Source organism: Bacillus pretiosus, from assembly GCF_051294775.1.
GTDB lineage: Bacteria > Bacillota > Bacilli > Bacillales > Bacillaceae_G > Bacillus_A > Bacillus_A wiedmannii.
This window is the reverse complement of sequence record NZ_JBPPHF010000004.1, coordinates 365185-381897: the sequence shown is the minus strand read 5'-3', so window position 1 is coordinate 381897 and position 16713 is coordinate 365185. Positions and strand designations below refer to the sequence as shown.

The 16713-nt window shown below is 37.5% G+C and carries 16 protein-coding genes and 4 pseudogenes; 6 read left to right on the top strand and 14 right to left on the bottom strand.

Going from position 1 to position 16713, the window contains the following annotated elements:
• Window positions 1–4: 4 nt before the first annotated feature.
• The 5 genes from ACSG5Z_RS21985 to ACSG5Z_RS21965 all read right to left on the bottom strand — a co-directional run bounded on the left by ACSG5Z_RS21985 (window position 5) and on the right by ACSG5Z_RS21965 (window position 2485).
• Entirely contained in the window at window positions 5–397 is a 393-nt protein-coding gene (locus ACSG5Z_RS21985) for a hypothetical protein (protein WP_046955579.1), read from the bottom strand.
• Window positions 394–615, bottom strand: a complete 222-nt coding sequence (locus ACSG5Z_RS21980) for a hypothetical protein (protein WP_029440982.1) — start codon at window positions 613–615, stop codon at window positions 394–396. The genes ACSG5Z_RS21985 and ACSG5Z_RS21980 overlap by 4 nt, the downstream gene beginning before the upstream one ends.
• Before the next feature lie 18 nt (window positions 616–633).
• On the bottom strand, window positions 634–1023 hold the full coding sequence (locus ACSG5Z_RS21975; protein WP_088080852.1) for a hypothetical protein: 390 nt from the start codon (window positions 1021–1023) through the stop codon (window positions 634–636).
• 11 nt (window positions 1024–1034) lie between these two features.
• Entirely contained in the window at window positions 1035–1232 is a 198-nt protein-coding gene (locus ACSG5Z_RS21970) for a helix-turn-helix transcriptional regulator (RefSeq protein ID WP_000538359.1), read from the bottom strand.
• A gap of 230 nt (window positions 1233–1462) precedes the next feature.
• Window positions 1463–2485, bottom strand: a complete 1023-nt coding sequence (locus tag ACSG5Z_RS21965; protein WP_000438417.1) for a YeiH family protein — start codon at window positions 2483–2485, stop codon at window positions 1463–1465.
• Window positions 2486–2636: 151 nt separating this feature from the next.
• On the opposite strand from ACSG5Z_RS21965, the gene ACSG5Z_RS21960 reads away from it, so the two are divergent.
• From ACSG5Z_RS21960 to ACSG5Z_RS21945, 4 genes and pseudogenes are all read left to right on the top strand, one after another.
• Window positions 2637–3530, top strand: coding sequence for a LysR family transcriptional regulator (locus tag ACSG5Z_RS21960; RefSeq protein ID WP_046955577.1), 894 nt, complete (start codon window positions 2637–2639; stop codon window positions 3528–3530).
• Window positions 3531–3581: 51 nt separating this feature from the next.
• Entirely contained in the window at window positions 3582–3950 is a 369-nt protein-coding gene (locus ACSG5Z_RS21955) for a MerR family transcriptional regulator (protein ID WP_435712107.1), read from the top strand.
• 4 nt (window positions 3951–3954) lie between these two features.
• A complete protein-coding gene (locus tag ACSG5Z_RS21950; RefSeq protein ID WP_435712106.1) occupies window positions 3955–4494 on the top strand; it encodes a flavodoxin family protein in 540 nt (179 codons plus the stop codon).
• A gap of 16 nt (window positions 4495–4510) precedes the next feature.
• Window positions 4511–4588: pseudogene (locus ACSG5Z_RS21945) on the top strand (macrolide transporter); the annotation flags it as partial.
• A 100-nt stretch (window positions 4589–4688) separates the two neighbouring features.
• Here the strand turns inward: ACSG5Z_RS21945 and ACSG5Z_RS21940 are convergent.
• Entirely contained in the window at window positions 4689–5000 is a 312-nt protein-coding gene (locus tag ACSG5Z_RS21940) for a heavy metal-binding domain-containing protein (RefSeq protein WP_000637523.1), read from the bottom strand.
• Between the two features lie 67 nt (window positions 5001–5067).
• Window positions 5068–6783, bottom strand: a complete 1716-nt coding sequence (locus ACSG5Z_RS21935) for an ABC transporter ATP-binding protein (protein WP_046960076.1) — start codon at window positions 6781–6783, stop codon at window positions 5068–5070.
• 636 nt (window positions 6784–7419) lie between these two features.
• Here ACSG5Z_RS21935 and ACSG5Z_RS21930 point away from each other — a divergent pair.
• Window positions 7420–8562, top strand: a pseudogene (locus ACSG5Z_RS21930) (IS4 family transposase).
• A gap of 63 nt (window positions 8563–8625) precedes the next feature.
• Here ACSG5Z_RS21930 and ACSG5Z_RS21925 read toward each other — a convergent pair.
• Both ACSG5Z_RS21925 and ACSG5Z_RS21920 read right to left on the bottom strand, forming a co-directional pair.
• Window positions 8626–9279, bottom strand: coding sequence for a 4'-phosphopantetheinyl transferase family protein (locus tag ACSG5Z_RS21925; protein WP_000335226.1), 654 nt, complete (start codon window positions 9277–9279; stop codon window positions 8626–8628).
• Window positions 9272–9520 carry an acyl carrier protein gene (locus tag ACSG5Z_RS21920; protein WP_097846375.1) on the bottom strand — a complete coding sequence of 83 codons (249 nt, stop codon included), beginning with the start codon at window positions 9518–9520 and terminating at the stop codon, window positions 9272–9274. The genes ACSG5Z_RS21925 and ACSG5Z_RS21920 overlap by 8 nt, the downstream gene beginning before the upstream one ends.
• Before the next feature lie 335 nt (window positions 9521–9855).
• Between ACSG5Z_RS21920 and ACSG5Z_RS21915 the strand changes: the two are divergent.
• Window positions 9856–10978, top strand: a pseudogene (locus tag ACSG5Z_RS21915) (IS3 family transposase).
• A gap of 136 nt (window positions 10979–11114) precedes the next feature.
• On the opposite strand, the pseudogene ACSG5Z_RS21910 reads toward ACSG5Z_RS21915, so the two are convergent.
• From ACSG5Z_RS21910 to ACSG5Z_RS21890, 5 genes and pseudogenes are all read right to left on the bottom strand, one after another.
• Window positions 11115–11698 (bottom strand): annotated as a pseudogene (locus tag ACSG5Z_RS21910) (IS256 family transposase); the annotation flags it as partial.
• 156 nt (window positions 11699–11854) lie between these two features.
• Window positions 11855–12628, bottom strand: a complete 774-nt coding sequence (locus ACSG5Z_RS21905; protein WP_435712103.1) for a thioesterase II family protein — start codon at window positions 12626–12628, stop codon at window positions 11855–11857.
• 50 nt (window positions 12629–12678) lie between these two features.
• Window positions 12679–13749 carry a DUF3810 domain-containing protein gene (locus ACSG5Z_RS21900; RefSeq protein ID WP_016512206.1) on the bottom strand — a complete coding sequence of 357 codons (1071 nt, stop codon included), beginning with the start codon at window positions 13747–13749 and terminating at the stop codon, window positions 12679–12681.
• Between the two features lie 85 nt (window positions 13750–13834).
• On the bottom strand, window positions 13835–14896 hold the full coding sequence (locus ACSG5Z_RS21895; RefSeq protein ID WP_000434926.1) for a saccharopine dehydrogenase NADP-binding domain-containing protein: 1062 nt from the start codon (window positions 14894–14896) through the stop codon (window positions 13835–13837).
• Window positions 14897–14928: 32 nt separating this feature from the next.
• Window positions 14929–16671, bottom strand: a complete 1743-nt coding sequence (locus tag ACSG5Z_RS21890) for an ABC transporter ATP-binding protein (RefSeq protein ID WP_098221768.1) — start codon at window positions 16669–16671, stop codon at window positions 14929–14931.
• Between the last annotated feature and the right edge of the window lie 42 nt (window positions 16672–16713).

Genomic DNA, 16713 nt, shown 5'->3' with positions numbered 1-16713 from the left:
TTTTCTATCTATTCCTTGTTGCTAACACACTCGTCGATGCCATACTTATTAATAAACCAAAAATAGCAATATATAATAACTCATTTACATGTACTGCTTGCCTATCTACATACTTATTTACACAAAGATACATAATGAACAAGAACACGAAGCTTGTAATACTAATCGTAAAATATGACTTCATCTTGTTCACAACTCGCTCATCAATCGACGGTACTCCCTCTTCTTTCAAACGCTTCTGTTCTCTATATTCCGCAATACTATATAAAATGATTAGTGCTACATTCGATATAAAAATAGTTCCCCACGAAATGCTTAAAATCATTAAACTCACATTTAAAACAAGACCCGCTAAAAACAAACTTCCTATGAACCGTATAACATCTTGCTTACTCATACATGATCGACCTCTTTTTGATTTCTATATTTCCACTTCGGCCAATAGTTCACAAGAAAATACACCCACTGCCCTAGTACAAATAAAACAAACGGCATACCAGCATTTCCATCAACAATTAAATTATATAAACTCCATATCGCTAAACTAATCGTAAAAAATAACCCTACATATTTAAACGCTTTATCTGACTGAAATCTCTCAAACTCATCTTGCATTTTTCATTCCTCCTATCTCTATGCCCGTTTTCCTATCATGACTCCTATGATGAGACTACCCGCAAATAAGGAACTACATATCATAAATATTTCTTGCACTGGTATAACAGCTCTACCTATTGCTTTACTCGCAACAATATAAACAATAAGCAATAGAAACGCGAATACAAATGAGACATTTACATACTTTTTTATGTTTTCATTTACTCGCTCATCTATATCTGGAAGTTCTTCTTTTTTGTACTTACGCTTTTTGTAATACGAATACACTATCAAAAATACAATTGCTAAAACGTTACTCACTACGAGCGGTAAAATTGGTATAGCCGGATTCATAATATGAACTACAATGTCTCCCAAAAACAATCCAAAAGTCGCACCGATAAATAACTTTTTAGTATCTTCCATTTTTTCTCCCCTTACTCTAGGGTAAATATTTCCTCCACCTTCACCCCAAAATATTTGGCGATTTTTAGGGATAACTCTAGACTCGGGTTATAATGATGGTTTTCAATCGCCACAATCGTCTGCCGCGTCACCTGCATCGCCTTTGCCATTTCAACTTGCGTTATATGATGTTGCTTTCTTAACTCTTTTATTTTATTTTTCACACCCATAGGCTCCACCTTCGAAAGTAAAGATATCTTTACTTTAATTATAAATATTTTCCAGTTATAAGTAAAGATATCTTTACTTTCGAAAAACGTTTCACTGATCACCTTCTCTAACAAAGTACAAGCATAATTCAATTTATATCACCTATTTTTTTAATATATCGACACCCGTAGCACTATAAACATAAAAAAATCTGTCCCAAAATATCTTTTGGAACAGCTTCTTCGTCCTACTACATAAATCCTAATACATATACAAGAACGTATCCAAGAATAGAAAGGAAAACCGAGCCGATCAGCCCCGCCACGAATGCCTTACTTCCTAACTTACGGAACGTTTTAAACTCTACATTTAAACCAAGACCCGCCATCGCCATTGCAATAAGCATGTAAGCAATGACAACAATATATCCGGCAACAACTTCTGGTATAACCCCGAGCGAATGCACTGCACTCATCGCTAAAAATCCGAAGATGAACCACGGAATTGGAAGGTCACGCCACGATTTTTTTTCCTCGCTGCCTTCACTCTTACCAAACCATAATCCAATTAAAATCGCTACTGGCACAAGCATTGCAACGCGCGTTAATTTCACGATAACTGCGATGTCTACAGCCGTACTTCCTCCTGGCGCCGCAGCTGCGATGACATGAGCTATTTCGTGCAGCGTCGCACCTGAGAATACACCGTAACCGTACGGTGAGAAGCCAAGCACTGGGTATAATAGCGTATAAATAAGTGTAAATATTGTACCTAAAATTGCAATAATTGCTGCCCCAACTGCCGTTTCTTCATCCTTCGCTTTCACTTGCGGTGCAATTGCCACGACCGCAGCCGCGCCGCAAATTGCTGTTCCGCACGCTGTTAAAATTCCGAGTTTCTTTTCTACCTTAAATACTTTCGTTAGCCCATATACAACGAAAATCGTAAATGTAATAACAACGGCAGCGATGACCAATACTTTCGGCCCTGCCTTCGCAATATCAACAAGATTTAACCGCATTCCAAGTAAGATAATCCCAAAGCGCAGCAACTTCTTACTCGCAAAGTTCGTTCCGGCAATCGCATCATGAGGAACTCCAATTGCCGCACGCCAAACCATCCCAATTAGAATAGCAATCACTAATTGTCCCATAATATTTAAAAATGGAAGCTCTGCTAAATATTTCGCAGCAATTGCGATTAATAATGTAATCCCAATTCCTTGTGAAAATCCAAAGCCCTTCTTCTTTTGTATAACAAGTGTTTGTTCCACTTTGTACCACTCCAATAATCGTATTGGAACATGCATGTTCTTTCTACTTACATTATAAGAGAGTTTCTATAATAAGTTTAATATCAATATTGAATCTCTATCATCAGAAATACTTATGATAAGATGATAGAAAAAGAAAGGAGCCCATTACATGAACGTAGACATTTTAAAAATATTTGTTACTGTCGTTGAACAGAAGCATTTCTCCCGTGCAGCAGAATTATTAAACCTTTCACAGCCTGGCGTAAGTATGCACATACGCAACTTAGAAAACGAATTTGGCACTACTCTTATTCAGCGCTCCCCAAAGCACGTCCAAGTGACGGAGGCTGGAAACATATTATATATACATGCAAAACAAATGCTCTCTCTTTATGAAGATGCTAAGCAAGAAATTAACGAGCTACATAACGTTGTAACAGGAACTCTTCGCATCGGTGCTAGTTTTACAATTGGCGAATACTTACTTCCAAAAATACTGGCTAACTATGCGAATGAAAATCCACACGTTGAAGTTCATACCTTTATCTCAAATACAGAAGACGTTTTGCAAAGCCTTCGCTCTAATCAAATCGATATCGGCTTAGTGGAAGGGCAAGTCGTATACGCCGACGTGGACGTTGAAACGTTTATGCAAGATGAAATGAAGCTCGTCGTCCCGCCAAATCATCCACTGCTCCGCACAAATGAAATAAATGAAAGCACACTCCAAGATCAAGTATGGGTATTAAGAGAAAGTGGTTCTGGAACACGTGCTTATAGTGACCGCTTTATTCATCAACACCATTTAAAATTGAAGCGCTTCTTTACATTCAGTAGTATCCAAAGCGTGAAAGAAGCAGTTAGTGCCGGGCTTGGCATCGCTATACTTTCTGATTGGACTGTACGGAAAGAGTTACTGGCAAAAGAGCTATTCCACGTCGAAGTTCCAAATGAACAACTCATCCGTCCATTCTCCATCGTGCGCGGCAAATACTTCATCCCGTCTAAAGCTATTCAAGTGTTTTTAAATCATGTAGACTCTTTTGCGAAAAAACAGCATTGACCTTCACATTAGTGTGAAGGTTTACAATACATGTAAAAGGAGTGAAACACATTGCGAATTGGAGAGTTATCAAAAGAAACCGGGGTTAGCGAAAGATCACTAAGACATTATGAAGAAAAGGGATTACTCCCTTTTAAGCGCCTCGCAAATGGCTACCGTGACTTTGATGAAAGTGCCATCGAAAAAGTGGAGCTTATTCAAATGTACTTACAAATTGGCTTAAATTTAGCAGAGACGGCAAGGATGCTGCGCTGCCTCGAAATAGAGCCGCACCTGTACGAAAATCCTTGCAGCAGTATCCTTACGCTTTATGAAGATAAACTCAATGAAGTAACGAAGCAAATCTCATTACTTTCCAGCATTCAAACGAATTTGCAAAAACACGTTTCACTCCTAAAACAAGCAAAAGAAAAGGGATGATTACATGTTTGTTATACATGGCAGTTCAAGACAAAACGGAAATACAGAAGCTTTAACACATATGGTGATTAATGGAATTGAAACAGAACAAATTTACTTGCGTGATCATATCGTCCACCCAATCATAGATCAGCGCCATGATGCAGAAGGATTCCAACCTGTAAATGATGACTACGAGCAGTTAATCGAGCGTATGTTAGAGCACGACACAATTATCTTTGCTACACCGCTATACTGGTATGGAATGAGCTGTCATATGAAAAACTTCGTCGATCGCTGGTCACAAAGCTTACGCGATACATCCCTTCATTTCAAAGAAAAAATGAAAGGCAAAAAAATGTACGTTGTCATCGTTGGCGGAGACAATCCAAAGCTGAAAGCATTACCGCTTATCTCCCAGTTTCAATATATCTTTGATTTTGTTGGTTCATCATTTGAAGGTTATGTTATTGGAGATGCGAATGGATTGGATGAAATCAAAAACGATGCTGAGGCGCTAGCAAAAGCACAATTGTATAATAATAACTTCAAAAATAGTAAATAGAAATAAGTTTGACAAAAACGATGACATCACATCTCTCGAACAAGAATACGAAACAGTATTAGTTCAAATCTGGAAATGTAAAGAAGCACTCTAATGTCTTCCCTATATATCGACGGGACCTTCCGCATTTCCCAAGAAATATTGAAACTTCGACATAGCATACAAAAAGCCGTGCATCAGCACGGCCTTTTACTTTATATACGAACAGCAGTCCCGCTCACTGCAACCATTAGCATCCCTTCGCGAACTACTTCGTAATCCACGTCAATACCAACAATTGCATTTGCATTTTTTTGTCTTGCGAAAGTTTTCATCTCTTCCATTGCGATGTCGCGTGCTTCTTTCAATTTACTTTCATAAGCACCCGCACGACCGCCGACAACGTCACGGACAGAGGCAAAAAGGTCACGAACGATATTCGCGCCCATAATCGCTTCTCCATTGACGATATCAATGTACTCAATAATTTCTTTTCCTTGAATTGTAGACGTTGTTGTTACAATCATACTTTATAGCCTCCCATATGAGATTTCCATCTACTTATATGATGTGCTAATTCAGTAGAAATTATATTTACGAACTGAACTGTGCTTCGTATAACCTGCTGTATCCTCCGCCTTGCTCAATTAATTCATCATGTGAACCTTGTTCTGCAATACCATCTTTATTTACAACGACGATACGATCTGCATTTTTAATCGTTGCAAGTCTGTGAGCGATAACTAATGTTGTACGGCCGACAGATAGTTCAGCAAGTGATTTTTGAATCGCAAGTTCCGTCTCTGTATCTAATGCGGAAGTCGCTTCATCTAATATTAAAATTGGCGGGTTTTTCAAGAACATACGAGCAATCGCTAGACGTTGCTTCTGTCCACCAGAAAGTTTCACACCACGCTCACCGATAACGGTATCTAAACCGTCTGGTTGTGAGTAAATTAAGTCTTCTAACTGCGCACGTTTTACTGCCTGCCAAATTTCAGCTTCTGACGCCTTTAAGTTTCCGTAAGCGATATTTTCACGAATCGTTCCTGAGAATAAGAACACATCTTGCTGCACAATTCCAATTTGCTTACGAAGTGAAGATAACGTCATATCTTTTGTATCAATACCATCAATTTGAATCGATCCAGACGATTGTTCATAAAAACGTGGTAATAGACTACATAACGTCGTTTTTCCAGCTCCTGATGGTCCTACGAAAGCAACTGTTTCACCTGCATGTATTTTCAAACTAATATCATTTAAAATCGGTTCTTTATTTTCATATCCGAATGTAATGTTCCTATATTGAATATCACCATGTACATGTTTAACTTCCATCGCATCTTTAGAGTCTACAATATCTGGCTCTGTTTCAAGAAGCTCTACATACCTCTTAAAACCAGCGATTCCTTTCGGATAGCTTTCGATTACCGCATTAATTTTTTCAATTGGGCGGAAGAAAATATTCGTTAATAGAACGAATCCGATAAATCCACCGTACGTTAATTCACCTTGCAGAACAAACCATGTACCGCATATTAAGACGAAGAGTGTTACGAGACGCATGAGCATATAACTAATCGATGAATTTAACGCCATAATTTTATACGCCATTAATTTCGTTGTACGGAAACGAGCATTGTTTACAGCAAATTGCTCTTTCTCAAACTTTTCATTTCCGAATGCTTGTACAACACGGATACCGCCAACGTTGTTCTCAATACATGCATTGAAATCAGCAACGTCTGAGAATAGACGTCTAAACGTACCTGTCATTTTTTTATTGAAGTAAAGTGCCAACCATAATAGGAATGGAATGACGAAGAACGTTAATAACGCTAACTTCCAGTTGATCATCATCATAAATGAGAAGGCCCCAACTAAAGTCATAACAGCGATAAATAAATCTTCTGGCCCATGGTGAGCAATTTCCCCAATTTCCATTAAGTCGTTTGTAAGACGTGAAATTAAATGACCTGTTTTATTATTGTCAAAAAATCTGAATGATAGCTTTTGAATGTGATCAAATAATTTCTGCCTCATATCCGTTTCAATGTTAACACCAAGCATATGTCCCCAATATGTAACGACATATTGTAAGCCTGCATTTAAAATATACACTGCAAGTAAACCGAAACAAGCCCATAAAATAAGCGTCCAGTTTTGTCCTGGCAATAACTTATCAATAAATTGATTTACGATAAGCGGGAAGCCAAGTTCTAGTAACCCCGCGACAACTGCGCAAGAAAAGTCGAGTATAAATAAACCTTTATACGGTTTATAGTAAGAAAAAAATTTACGTAGCATATCTTCCCTCCATTTTCCAAAATTAAAAAGACTCCCTAAATGATAACCATTATCAAATAATTATTCAAGTTATCCGTCTATGAAACTAAAAAGAATATTTGCGATAGTTGTCGTTTTTTGCCGGAAAGTCGATATATTTGAATAATCACCGATATAAATTTCATTTACTACTAATCCCGCCCCCCACAACCAAAAAGGGTATCACCACAAGGTGATACCCTTTCTTCTATTGTGATTTTTCATAATTAATAAAACTGAAAGCTTATTATTTCCAATGTTTTTTCTTAATTTTTTTCATAATTCTCCTTACTAAAACCTACCTAAAACAATTATTGAATATTACTTTTATAATTAAGCAAAATTAAGTAACAATCATTGAAGGATTCTCCGACTGATAAAATTTATTTTAAATATAATATTTCAAAACACATTCAAACTGTACAAAGAAAAGAAAGTCTAAATTTTTATTTTTGGAACTTGATTGGGACAAGAAAATCTAAACCAAAATCTTTTTAGATTTATATAATAACACGTCTGTTGATTATCTAAATTCTACCAAAAAATGAATGCAAAAGAGAGATTCCTCTTGTACAATGTAAGTTACCACACCAACATTGACGAAACGAGGAATCTCTCATGAACAAGAATACCACGTCCCACACATTGATTCAAAACTTTTTTTCAGAAGCAGAGCTCCAGGCGATTTTAATGGAGTTCAACCACACCGATACAGCCCGAAAATGCACGGTTTCTACTGTTATTTCTTATTTGATTAGTGCTGCGACAAATGAATGGAAAAGCTTGCGTCACGCAGCCGATGTTGGTCCGAGTGTTGGACTCATTTCCGTCGATCATTCATCCTTGTCAAAACACATGAAAGCGCTAGATTACGCCATTATGAAACGTATTTTCGAAGTTATTGTTGGCAAGTTAAATCGAGCTACACGTCGAACGCTAAAGATGCCGAGAACGCTTCTTTCAATTGATTCGACGACTATTACTGTCGGTAAAACACGTTTACCATGGGCCGTTTATCACGGCGAACGTTCGGGCATAAAACTGCATGTCAGCTTCACAAACGAAACAGTGATGCCTCTTCAAATCGTTGAAACAACAGGGCTCAAACATGACGGTCCCATCGGCGTAAGCCTTGAGGATAAACGCTTTATTCTCGTTTGTGATCGCGCGTATTTTTCAATTGATAAAGTGGATCGCTACGTGACTGAAAAAGAAAAGCAACATTTTGTTATCCGATTAAAAGACAATGTTCAATTGAATCGCAAGAAATCACTAAAAGGCACACGTCCCACGGATTCAAATGTGACAGCTGATTTCACGTGCACAATCGGTACGCCACAAAAACAGACGAAAAAACGCCATCGTGTCGTGCAATTTACCGACTACGAAGGGAAAGACATGCGTGTCGTGACCAGTTTGATGAACGTGACAGCTGAAGAAATCGCCGCCATGTACAAATCGCGTTGGCCATCGAGTCCTTTTTCCGCTGGATTAAGCAGAATTTGAACGTTCCCGTGCTATTTGGCACAACATCAAATGCGGTGTTCAATCAGTTGTTCGCAGCTATGATTGCCTACGTTTTACTAAAATTTCTTCACGTAAAAGGTAGTAAGAAAAAACATATCAAACCGTTGTCATTCGCAGGTTTCACACGCCTGTTTCTTTGTGATACTCTGCCGTTTGATTGGAGAATTTATTTGACAGAAATACTAGCATTCCATCGGCAAATAAACCAAATAAATACTGTATAATTTTGGTTAATCAACACGTGTGGCTTTACATAAAACTAAAGAAAAAATGATTGAGCCATTACAAACAAGCCCCTTATAATAAAACAGATAAAGACTGGTCTTCTATATCTCGCTCTGATAATTCAATTAATTCGATTTCTCGCATACCATTGCAAACAGAAATCACATATTCTGCTCGATTAACATTGTAAAAATAAGAGGGAATCTTATGATCTAATGAATTAAAAGAGTTTAAGTTCATTGATAATCCCTTTCCAATACACTTTATGTAGGCTTCCTTTTTGGTCCAAATTTCATAAAATCGCTTATCCTGATAAGAAGTGTTCTCAGTAATATATGAAATCTCATTATTGTTGAAAAATCTTTCTGCTATATTTAGCTCTGCATTTTTTATTAATTCTATATCTACTCCTATTGGATAGTCTGAAATAGCTACAGCAATAGCATTTCTCGTATGAGATATATTAAATTCAAATTTAGAAACACTTCTTAACATAGGTTTACCATAGTAAGTTATATCAAAAACAATATCTTTGTTCTCAATATCCATATTACGGCATATTATAGTTCTTGTAAGCAATTCGGCATATAGACTTAATTTTTTATCTATATCAAACCTATAACGTTTAATTTTTTCTTGTTTTTCATTAGACACAAACGTTTGCATTAATTCAAACTTTGGATTATCTATTCTATCTGTTACACTAGCAAAATATAATTTACACATTTTTAATCTGTACGTTTAAACTCTCAACTTTAGAGACTACATAATTTATTAATGACCCAATAGTAGGGAATTCCGATAATAGCAACATATCATCATCAAATTCAAAACCACATGTTTTTTCGATCGCTACAATAATTTTAATAAAAGTAATAGATTCTAAAATATCTGTCACTTCACTTTCAAATGTATTTTTTTTGTTTTTAACAATACTTTCAATTTGTCTTAATAATTGTTCTTCCATTACTATATCCTCCGTTATACTTATACTAAAAGTCAATTGTAAGCACTTCCGGCCATGAATTTCACTATTATTTTTCTTTTTTTGTTTCGAATTAAGTTGATATACTGCCGTAAGTCTAAGAAAGAAAGAGATCTCCTGATAGAAATAATTGAAAAAAAAAGCAAGAGCCTGTTTTATAAATGCCAATGCAGATCAATTACCTTAATCGATTGCTACTTTAAGGGAATAGATGCATGTAGATCCCCAGTTGTACATTGGATCGGCTACACTTAGTTGGACAGAAAAAATAAGGGCATGTAGAATAAACCTATCATACTAAGGAGCGGATCTCTACAATGCCAAAACAACAACGGCGAACCTTCACTGCCGAATTTAAAAAGCAAATGGTGCAACTCTATGAAAACGGGAAATCCAGAGCAGCTATTGTGGAGGAATACGGCCTCACAGCGTCTGCTTTGGACCGCTGGATCAACCAAGCTCAGACAACGGGTTCTTTTAAGGAAAAGGATAATCGTTCAGCAGAAGAAAACGAGCTGATCGCGTTACGAAAAGAGAACCAGCGTCTGAAGATGGAGGTAGATATCCTAAAGCAAGCAGCGCTGATCATGGGACGAAAGTAGCTATCGTTCGGAATAACCTTGATAAATACTCGGTATCAGCATTGTGTAACGTCCTGCAAATCGCAAGAAGTACGTACTATTATGAAGCCAAAGAAAGACCGAATGAAGATGTGTTAACAAATATGATTGTGGATATCTTCCATAAGAATCGAAAGGCCAACGGTACACGAAAGATCAAAACCAAGCTCCAGGAACAAGGATTCATCGTGTCCAGACGACGTATTGGCCGAATCATGCGCGAGCAGGGCCTTGTTTCCACCTACACACCATTGCCCAGTTTAAGCCGCACAAAACGGCCTGTAATGAGGCGGAAACGGCGAATGTGTTAGATCGTGAGTTTGATCAGGCTGAAGCTAAGCGCTTCGTCGTTAGCGATCTGACGTATGTGAAGGTTGGGCACCGTTGGCACTACGTTTGCGTCCTCATTGATCTATTCAATCGAGAGATCATTGGCCATAGTGCAGGTCCACATAAGGACGCTGCTCTGGTTTCACGCGCCTTTGCTACGGTAGAAGGCGACCTGAGCCAAATCAAGTGGTTTCATACGGATCGTGGTAGTGAGTTTAAAAACCAGAAGATGGACGAGCTTCTGGAAACCTTTGAGATCGGTAGGTCGTTAAGCGCGAAGGGGTGTCCTTATGACAACGCTGTGGCGGAGGCTACGTACAAGGTCATGAAAACGGAGTTTATCCATCAGATGGAGTTCCAGAACCTTGATCACCTGCAGTTGGAATTATACGACTACGTCAACTGGTTTAACAAGCATCGAATTCATGGATCTCTGGGATACATGACGCCTGTTCAGTATCGCCAAGCAGCCCTTAAAAAAGCTGTCTGATTTAATGTTGACAATCCATTCCTTCCCGGTAACCTTCGCCACAGATTACAGGCTGAAATAGCGGCGTGAAACCGTCCACTCATCTGTTGTTCCATCAGGATTGCTCCTAATAGGCGAATGGCAGACTCACGGCTTCTTCACGCTCACCCGTTTCCCGAATGCCAATGGCTACAACCCATGCCATGCCGTATACTCTGCCACCTTCCCGTACTTTGGGAAACGTAGCGTCAAACCAAACATACGGGTACCACCCTCCAAAGGGCGATTTTTGAATGCCAATACGGTCTCATCTAGCTCCTTGCAGATCCGGGAGACCTTGCTTTTGCTAATCCCTTTCATCCCCATTGCCTCGGCCAAATCATCCACTTTGCGTGTGCTAACGCCATGCTCATACGCTTCCTGGACCACAGCCAACAATGCCTTCTCTGCTCGTTTACGGGGTTCCAACAAGGATGGGAAGTAACTGCCTTTACGAAGCTTAGGAATTTTCAAATCCAGTGTCCCCACCCGTGTATCCCACCGGCGTTCGCGGTATGCATTACGCTGATTCACACGTTCTGTATTCCGCTCATAGCGTTCTGCCCCAATGTCTTGGACTACTTCCGCCTCCATCTGGGGTTGCACCAGCACTTGCATTGCTTCTCTTAAAAAATCGACATTGCCTTCATTTCCGCTCTTGCGTAACAGCTCCAAAAGTGAGATTCTATCTATAGAAGCCACGGTTTTGATCCTCCTTCTAAAGTTGAGTCGCGTCACTTTAGTAGAATCATACCGTGGCTTCCCTTGTCAAAAGGCACAGTTCTTTTTTACACCACTACTTGAGACTTTAACGTTTCTCTCATTTGAATTAATTCAAAATAGAATTAATGGGGGAGATTACCCCCGTATTTCCAGGCGATCCAGGTGGGTGGCCTGGTAAATATTTTGAGTCTCTGTATCTTTAACAATAGTATTTACAATATCATTAGGATACCGATTCAAAAAAAAATGTTCTCCTTTAAACTTATGAAATTTCACGTTTCCTTCAACAACTTCACTCCATTTATGCATTTCATTGATATGAGTCGAAAAATCGCTATCCGCATAAAAAACGCTTACTCCACAACTTACTTTTTCTGCTTTGGGCTGAAACTTATAATTGTCCAAAATTATAAAATCTGCTCGCAAAATCGGAAGAAACATATCCATAATCTCTTTTGTATAAAACTCCTCTGGTATTCCCCCATATTGTTCCACCTTTGTCAAGAAAGTTTCATTAGTCATATTTTCAATGTCTTCTCTCTTTTCAAAAATATGTGGAGCATCTCGCCCAGAAAAAAACAGATGCCTTGGTTCCTTAGTTCCCATTTGCTTAAGTTTATAATATATCTCATAAGTCAATAAGGCTCCCATGCTGTGTCCAAATATAACATATTCATCGTCATATTCTAATTGTTCACTTATTCTTTTGGCGATATCTTCACTTGCTTCACCAACAGACTGGTAACAAGGCTCTGTGAATCGAGTTCCTCTTCCAGCCAATTCACATATACACAATTCATATCTATCCGGCAGTAGTTTTTTCCATTCATAATATGCATTTACCGACGCTCCAGCATATGGAATAGGAAATACTTTTATTTTATTTATTTCACTCACTCCTATGTTCAACTTGGGCCCACTATCATTACTATATAAACCTATAAGTATTCAAGATACATTTAATTGTACTTCTCTATCTCTCGCTGCTCTGCCAGCAACAAATTCACCATATCACTATAGCTATTCAAACCGTCTGTCTGATTATTTGCCTTCAGATATACATCATTTACATTTCTTGAAATACTTGAAATAACACCCTCATACTTATCCCGGTACTGCTCATTTTGTTCTATATCATGCTGCACCGCCTTGGACAGACTGGACATTATATCAGACGCCTGATCTGGATCCACTTTCTTTAGCTCAGATATAGAATAATCAAATGCTAGAAAAAAACCACTGTAAAGTATCATTGGATCATCCTGCTGCTTACATGCCAGATATGCTATAAAATTTGCCTCATCCTCATGCATGAAACCACTCTGATGTGCCAATTCATGTGCCATAGTAGCAGGCACCAAGAAAACGGGCACATTAACATTGATATTGGATTCATAAGTAAAAGGGACAAAGATACCATTTATCCCTGCATGCGACATTAGCTTTGACATCACAACTGGTTTTGGTGTTGAGTATAAAGAATGCTCCAAAATAGGATATTCCTTTGATAACATTTGCATCGAGAACACTGCGTGTTGTGCATAATAATCAAAAGCCTCTGGTACTTGAGCCAAAAGATCAGTGTCCGCTAACTTTTCCCTTGCCAATTCCATTTCAACGGCAAGCGACTTACTCAATTTGACCAGTTCCTCCTTGCTGTAGTTCTCTTCTTTATATTCGGTATAAGACAAAAAAGAATATCTGTGATAGTTTATTCCACCCAAAATAGTATAACAAAAATATATCACGCTACAGATCGTAACTATTCCTAGAGCACCACGATAAACTACCATCCTACGTACACCTTTACTCATGATAACCTTGCGCACATAATAAACGATATAAAATAGAAAAAGTAACACAACCAACACGACGAGCCATTCACTAACAGAAAACTTGACCCAAGAAGGTACAAATCCTACTATTTTTGACAATAACGGATATACAGACCTACTGTATTTTTCCGCCCAATCCTGATGGTTCTGCGCGTATTTTGTCAGTATGTAAGCTATAACTCCAAGTGAAATCAACGGTAATCTCTTAAGTAAAAGCTTTTTTATAATGTCCTCCCCCTATCCAATAAATATCGGATGTACGCCATGTAACCTAGTCATATCATTTCTTTATTTCAACATACTTTTCCTCATAAAAATCATGCTTATTAGAAAAAACATATTGATTCATAAAATCTATAGGAAGTACTTCATAAGCCCAGTAGGTACCATTAGGTCTATTACTTGAAATAACTTGTCGGGCGATTTCAGCAGCCACTGTACCCGTTAACTCTGAACTCGTTTCCATTTGTAAATTCAATCTGCACCTAACATCCTTTCCATTTTTCACTCCTGTAGCATCAATGACTAAAGCTATCCATTCCTCTTTAGGTTGCTCCTCTAAACTAATGTCTAGTTTTTTCAGGGCTTCTTCAACCGAAGACTCAAGTTGCATTTGATAAAATTGCATTGCTAAACGAAAAATATTATCATTTGCTGCTATATTGTACCAGTGGAGTTCTTGTACCGAACTAACTTCCAGAATATCAATGATCTCTTGACTTAAATACGGTTTCTTATAGACAGGGACATCCACTTCAGGTACAAATTCTTTCTTCATCATATTTATATTTTCCGTTTTAACACAATGATCACTCCAATAAGAATCTGTTTTTCCAATTACACTATGGCCACTCATTAATATATCTGAGATAGAAGTTTTCGTATAATGTTCCGCACCACCAATATAACAATTCACATACTTCGTTTCGTCTAATAAATGATTTATTACTCGTTTTAATAGCAGACCTGTAATTCCAGGACAAAAACCAGCTCCTATGTAATTTACACCGTTAGCTTTAAGCTCTATTTGCTCCTGACTCAATAATAAAGCATTGGAAGCATCGACATATTTTGCTCCTACTTCCATAGCTGCCTGAGCAACTCTATCTTTAATTATAAATTCAGGCCCTGCACAATTAATGACAACCGTACAATCAGTACAGAACGCAATCAAGTTCTCCCAGTCAGAAACATCCAGGAATTGGTAGTTAAAATTATTAAGGTTCATTAATGCTGTAGGTTCACGCCGCTGTCCGCCCTTAACAATAAAGTCTTTACATAAGTTCTTACAGATGACTTCACCGATCATTCCGCCACACCCAACAACTGCGATTTGCTCCATCCGTACGACACCCCTTTCATCTTATACAAGATTTAAAATACAAGACTAGTTATACCTTTCTCTATTAAAAGATCATTATTATGTCTACTCAACATACTCAATGCATAAAATCTTTGTTTGGCTTCCATTAATTTATGATACGTGCCGTGTTCTTCAATTTTCCCATTATTCAATAAGACAATTTCATCATATCCACTAAGAATTGATTCATCCAGCCTATGAGTAATGGAAATTCTCGTAATGCCCTGCATTTCACTTAACATACACTCAAGGTCACTAGCTGTTTGATTGTCCAACGCTGAAGTCGCCTCGTCCATAAGTAATATAGGTGATTTTCTCAGGAGTGCTCTTGCTATAGAAATTCTCTGTTTTTCCCCACCTGAAAAATGGATTCCATTTTCTCCACATAATACATCAAAGCCGCCTCTGTCATGAATCAATTTCTGTAACATACTCTTCTTTATTACTTGCTCAAACTCATCTGTGTCACATTCACGAAACAATTTAATATTTTGTTCAATCGTATCATCAAAGATAAAACAGTCCTGATGAATAAAACTAACATTTTGGAAAATGGACTGATCACTTATTTTCTCAAGATCAACCCCGTCATACCTGATATTTCCTTCATACCCATCATAAAACCCAGTCAACATCTTTAATAAGGTTGTCTTTCCACTCCCACTTGTTCCTACAATGGCATAAGACTTTCCATATTCAAATTCAAAATTAATATCATCTAAAATTTTTTTCCCATCTACGCTTAACGAAAGCCCATTTAGAGAAATTTTATTACTGAATTTAGGGATATCAATTCTTTGAGTTTGATCCGTTTTTGCCTCTCCAATTTTATTGAAATTCATTAATAAAGCCCGACTGGCCTGCCTTTTGGTAAAACCGGTTATGAGTCTATTAATGGGAACTGTTACGCAATTTAACAATTGAATAAAAGCCATAATCTCTCCTACTGTAATTTCTCCTTTCATTAGCTGCTGAGTACCCACAATAAATATGACTACAGCAACAAGAAAAGTTGAAATATCAGTAAGTGACATAATGAGTGACAACAGATTTTCGTATACCATTTTTGCTTTTTCCTGCTTGTTCGCCTTTGCCTTTGCCCTTTCAAAAATCTCCTTTTCGATGTTAAAGCTCTTAACAACCTGATTTCCAGACAATATATCTTTAATGAAAGATACATAATTTTTATTTTGCTCAGCCACTTCACCTTGTGCTTTTTGCATACGATTATTAAATATACTCGAAACTGCAAGTGGAATGATACAAGTGAGTAATATACTCAATGCAAGGAATGAATTAATGATAAACATCGCAAGCACTCCACCTACAAGCATAGCTAGCTGAACAAATATTTCCACGGTCCCTTTTATATAATCGTTTTGAATTATCGTTATATCATTTGACAATCGTGATATGTAGGTTCCATTACTCTCCTTGTTGAAACTTCTCATATCTAACCGCAAAATATTTTCAACAAGGGTATTTTTCAGGTTTAACGTTGCCCTTTTTGTATATAAATTTTTAACAGCATACCCCACATACATTCCCACTGCACCTAAAGGCAATAAAATAACGGAAACAGTAGTCACCTTAATGATATTGTCAATATCTTTATTAATAGAATAATCAATAAACTTTTGTAGTATAATTGCCAATGCAATAAACAGAATAGATGTCATGATACCAAGTAAGCAGGACAAAATAAATAAGCCTATATTCTTTTTGTATATGCTTTTTGAAATTTTTTCATTCATACTATAAGCCCTCTTCTTGTTTCTAATTTCAATTAGAGCATG

Coding starts and splice junctions, on each gene's coding strand:
- ACSG5Z_RS21895 (WP_000434926.1), bottom strand. CDS start 14,896: ATGGAGCAAATCGCAGTTGTTGGGTGTGGCGGAATGATCGGTGAAGTC.
- ACSG5Z_RS21940 (WP_000637523.1), bottom strand. CDS start 5,000: ATGATTGTAACAACAACGTCTACAATTCAAGGAAAAGAAATTATTGAG.
- ACSG5Z_RS21920 (WP_097846375.1), bottom strand. CDS start 9,520: ATGGAAGAACAATTATTAAGACAAATTGAAAGTATTGTTAAAAACAAA.
- ACSG5Z_RS21890 (WP_098221768.1), bottom strand. CDS start 16,671: ATGAATGAAAAAATTTCAAAAAGCATATACAAAAAGAATATAGGCTTA.
- ACSG5Z_RS21950 (WP_435712106.1), top strand. CDS start 3,955: ATGTTTGTTATACATGGCAGTTCAAGACAAAACGGAAATACAGAAGCT.
- ACSG5Z_RS21985 (WP_046955579.1), bottom strand. CDS start 397: ATGAGTAAGCAAGATGTTATACGGTTCATAGGAAGTTTGTTTTTAGCG.
- ACSG5Z_RS21925 (WP_000335226.1), bottom strand. CDS start 9,279: ATGTGTAAATTATATTTTGCTAGTGTAACAGATAGAATAGATAATCCA.
- ACSG5Z_RS21935 (WP_046960076.1), bottom strand. CDS start 6,783: ATGCTACGTAAATTTTTTTCTTACTATAAACCGTATAAAGGTTTATTT.
- ACSG5Z_RS21970 (WP_000538359.1), bottom strand. CDS start 1,232: ATGGGTGTGAAAAATAAAATAAAAGAGTTAAGAAAGCAACATCATATA.
- ACSG5Z_RS21960 (WP_046955577.1), top strand. CDS start 2,637: ATGAACGTAGACATTTTAAAAATATTTGTTACTGTCGTTGAACAGAAG.
- ACSG5Z_RS21975 (WP_088080852.1), bottom strand. CDS start 1,023: ATGGAAGATACTAAAAAGTTATTTATCGGTGCGACTTTTGGATTGTTT.
- ACSG5Z_RS21980 (WP_029440982.1), bottom strand. CDS start 615: ATGCAAGATGAGTTTGAGAGATTTCAGTCAGATAAAGCGTTTAAATAT.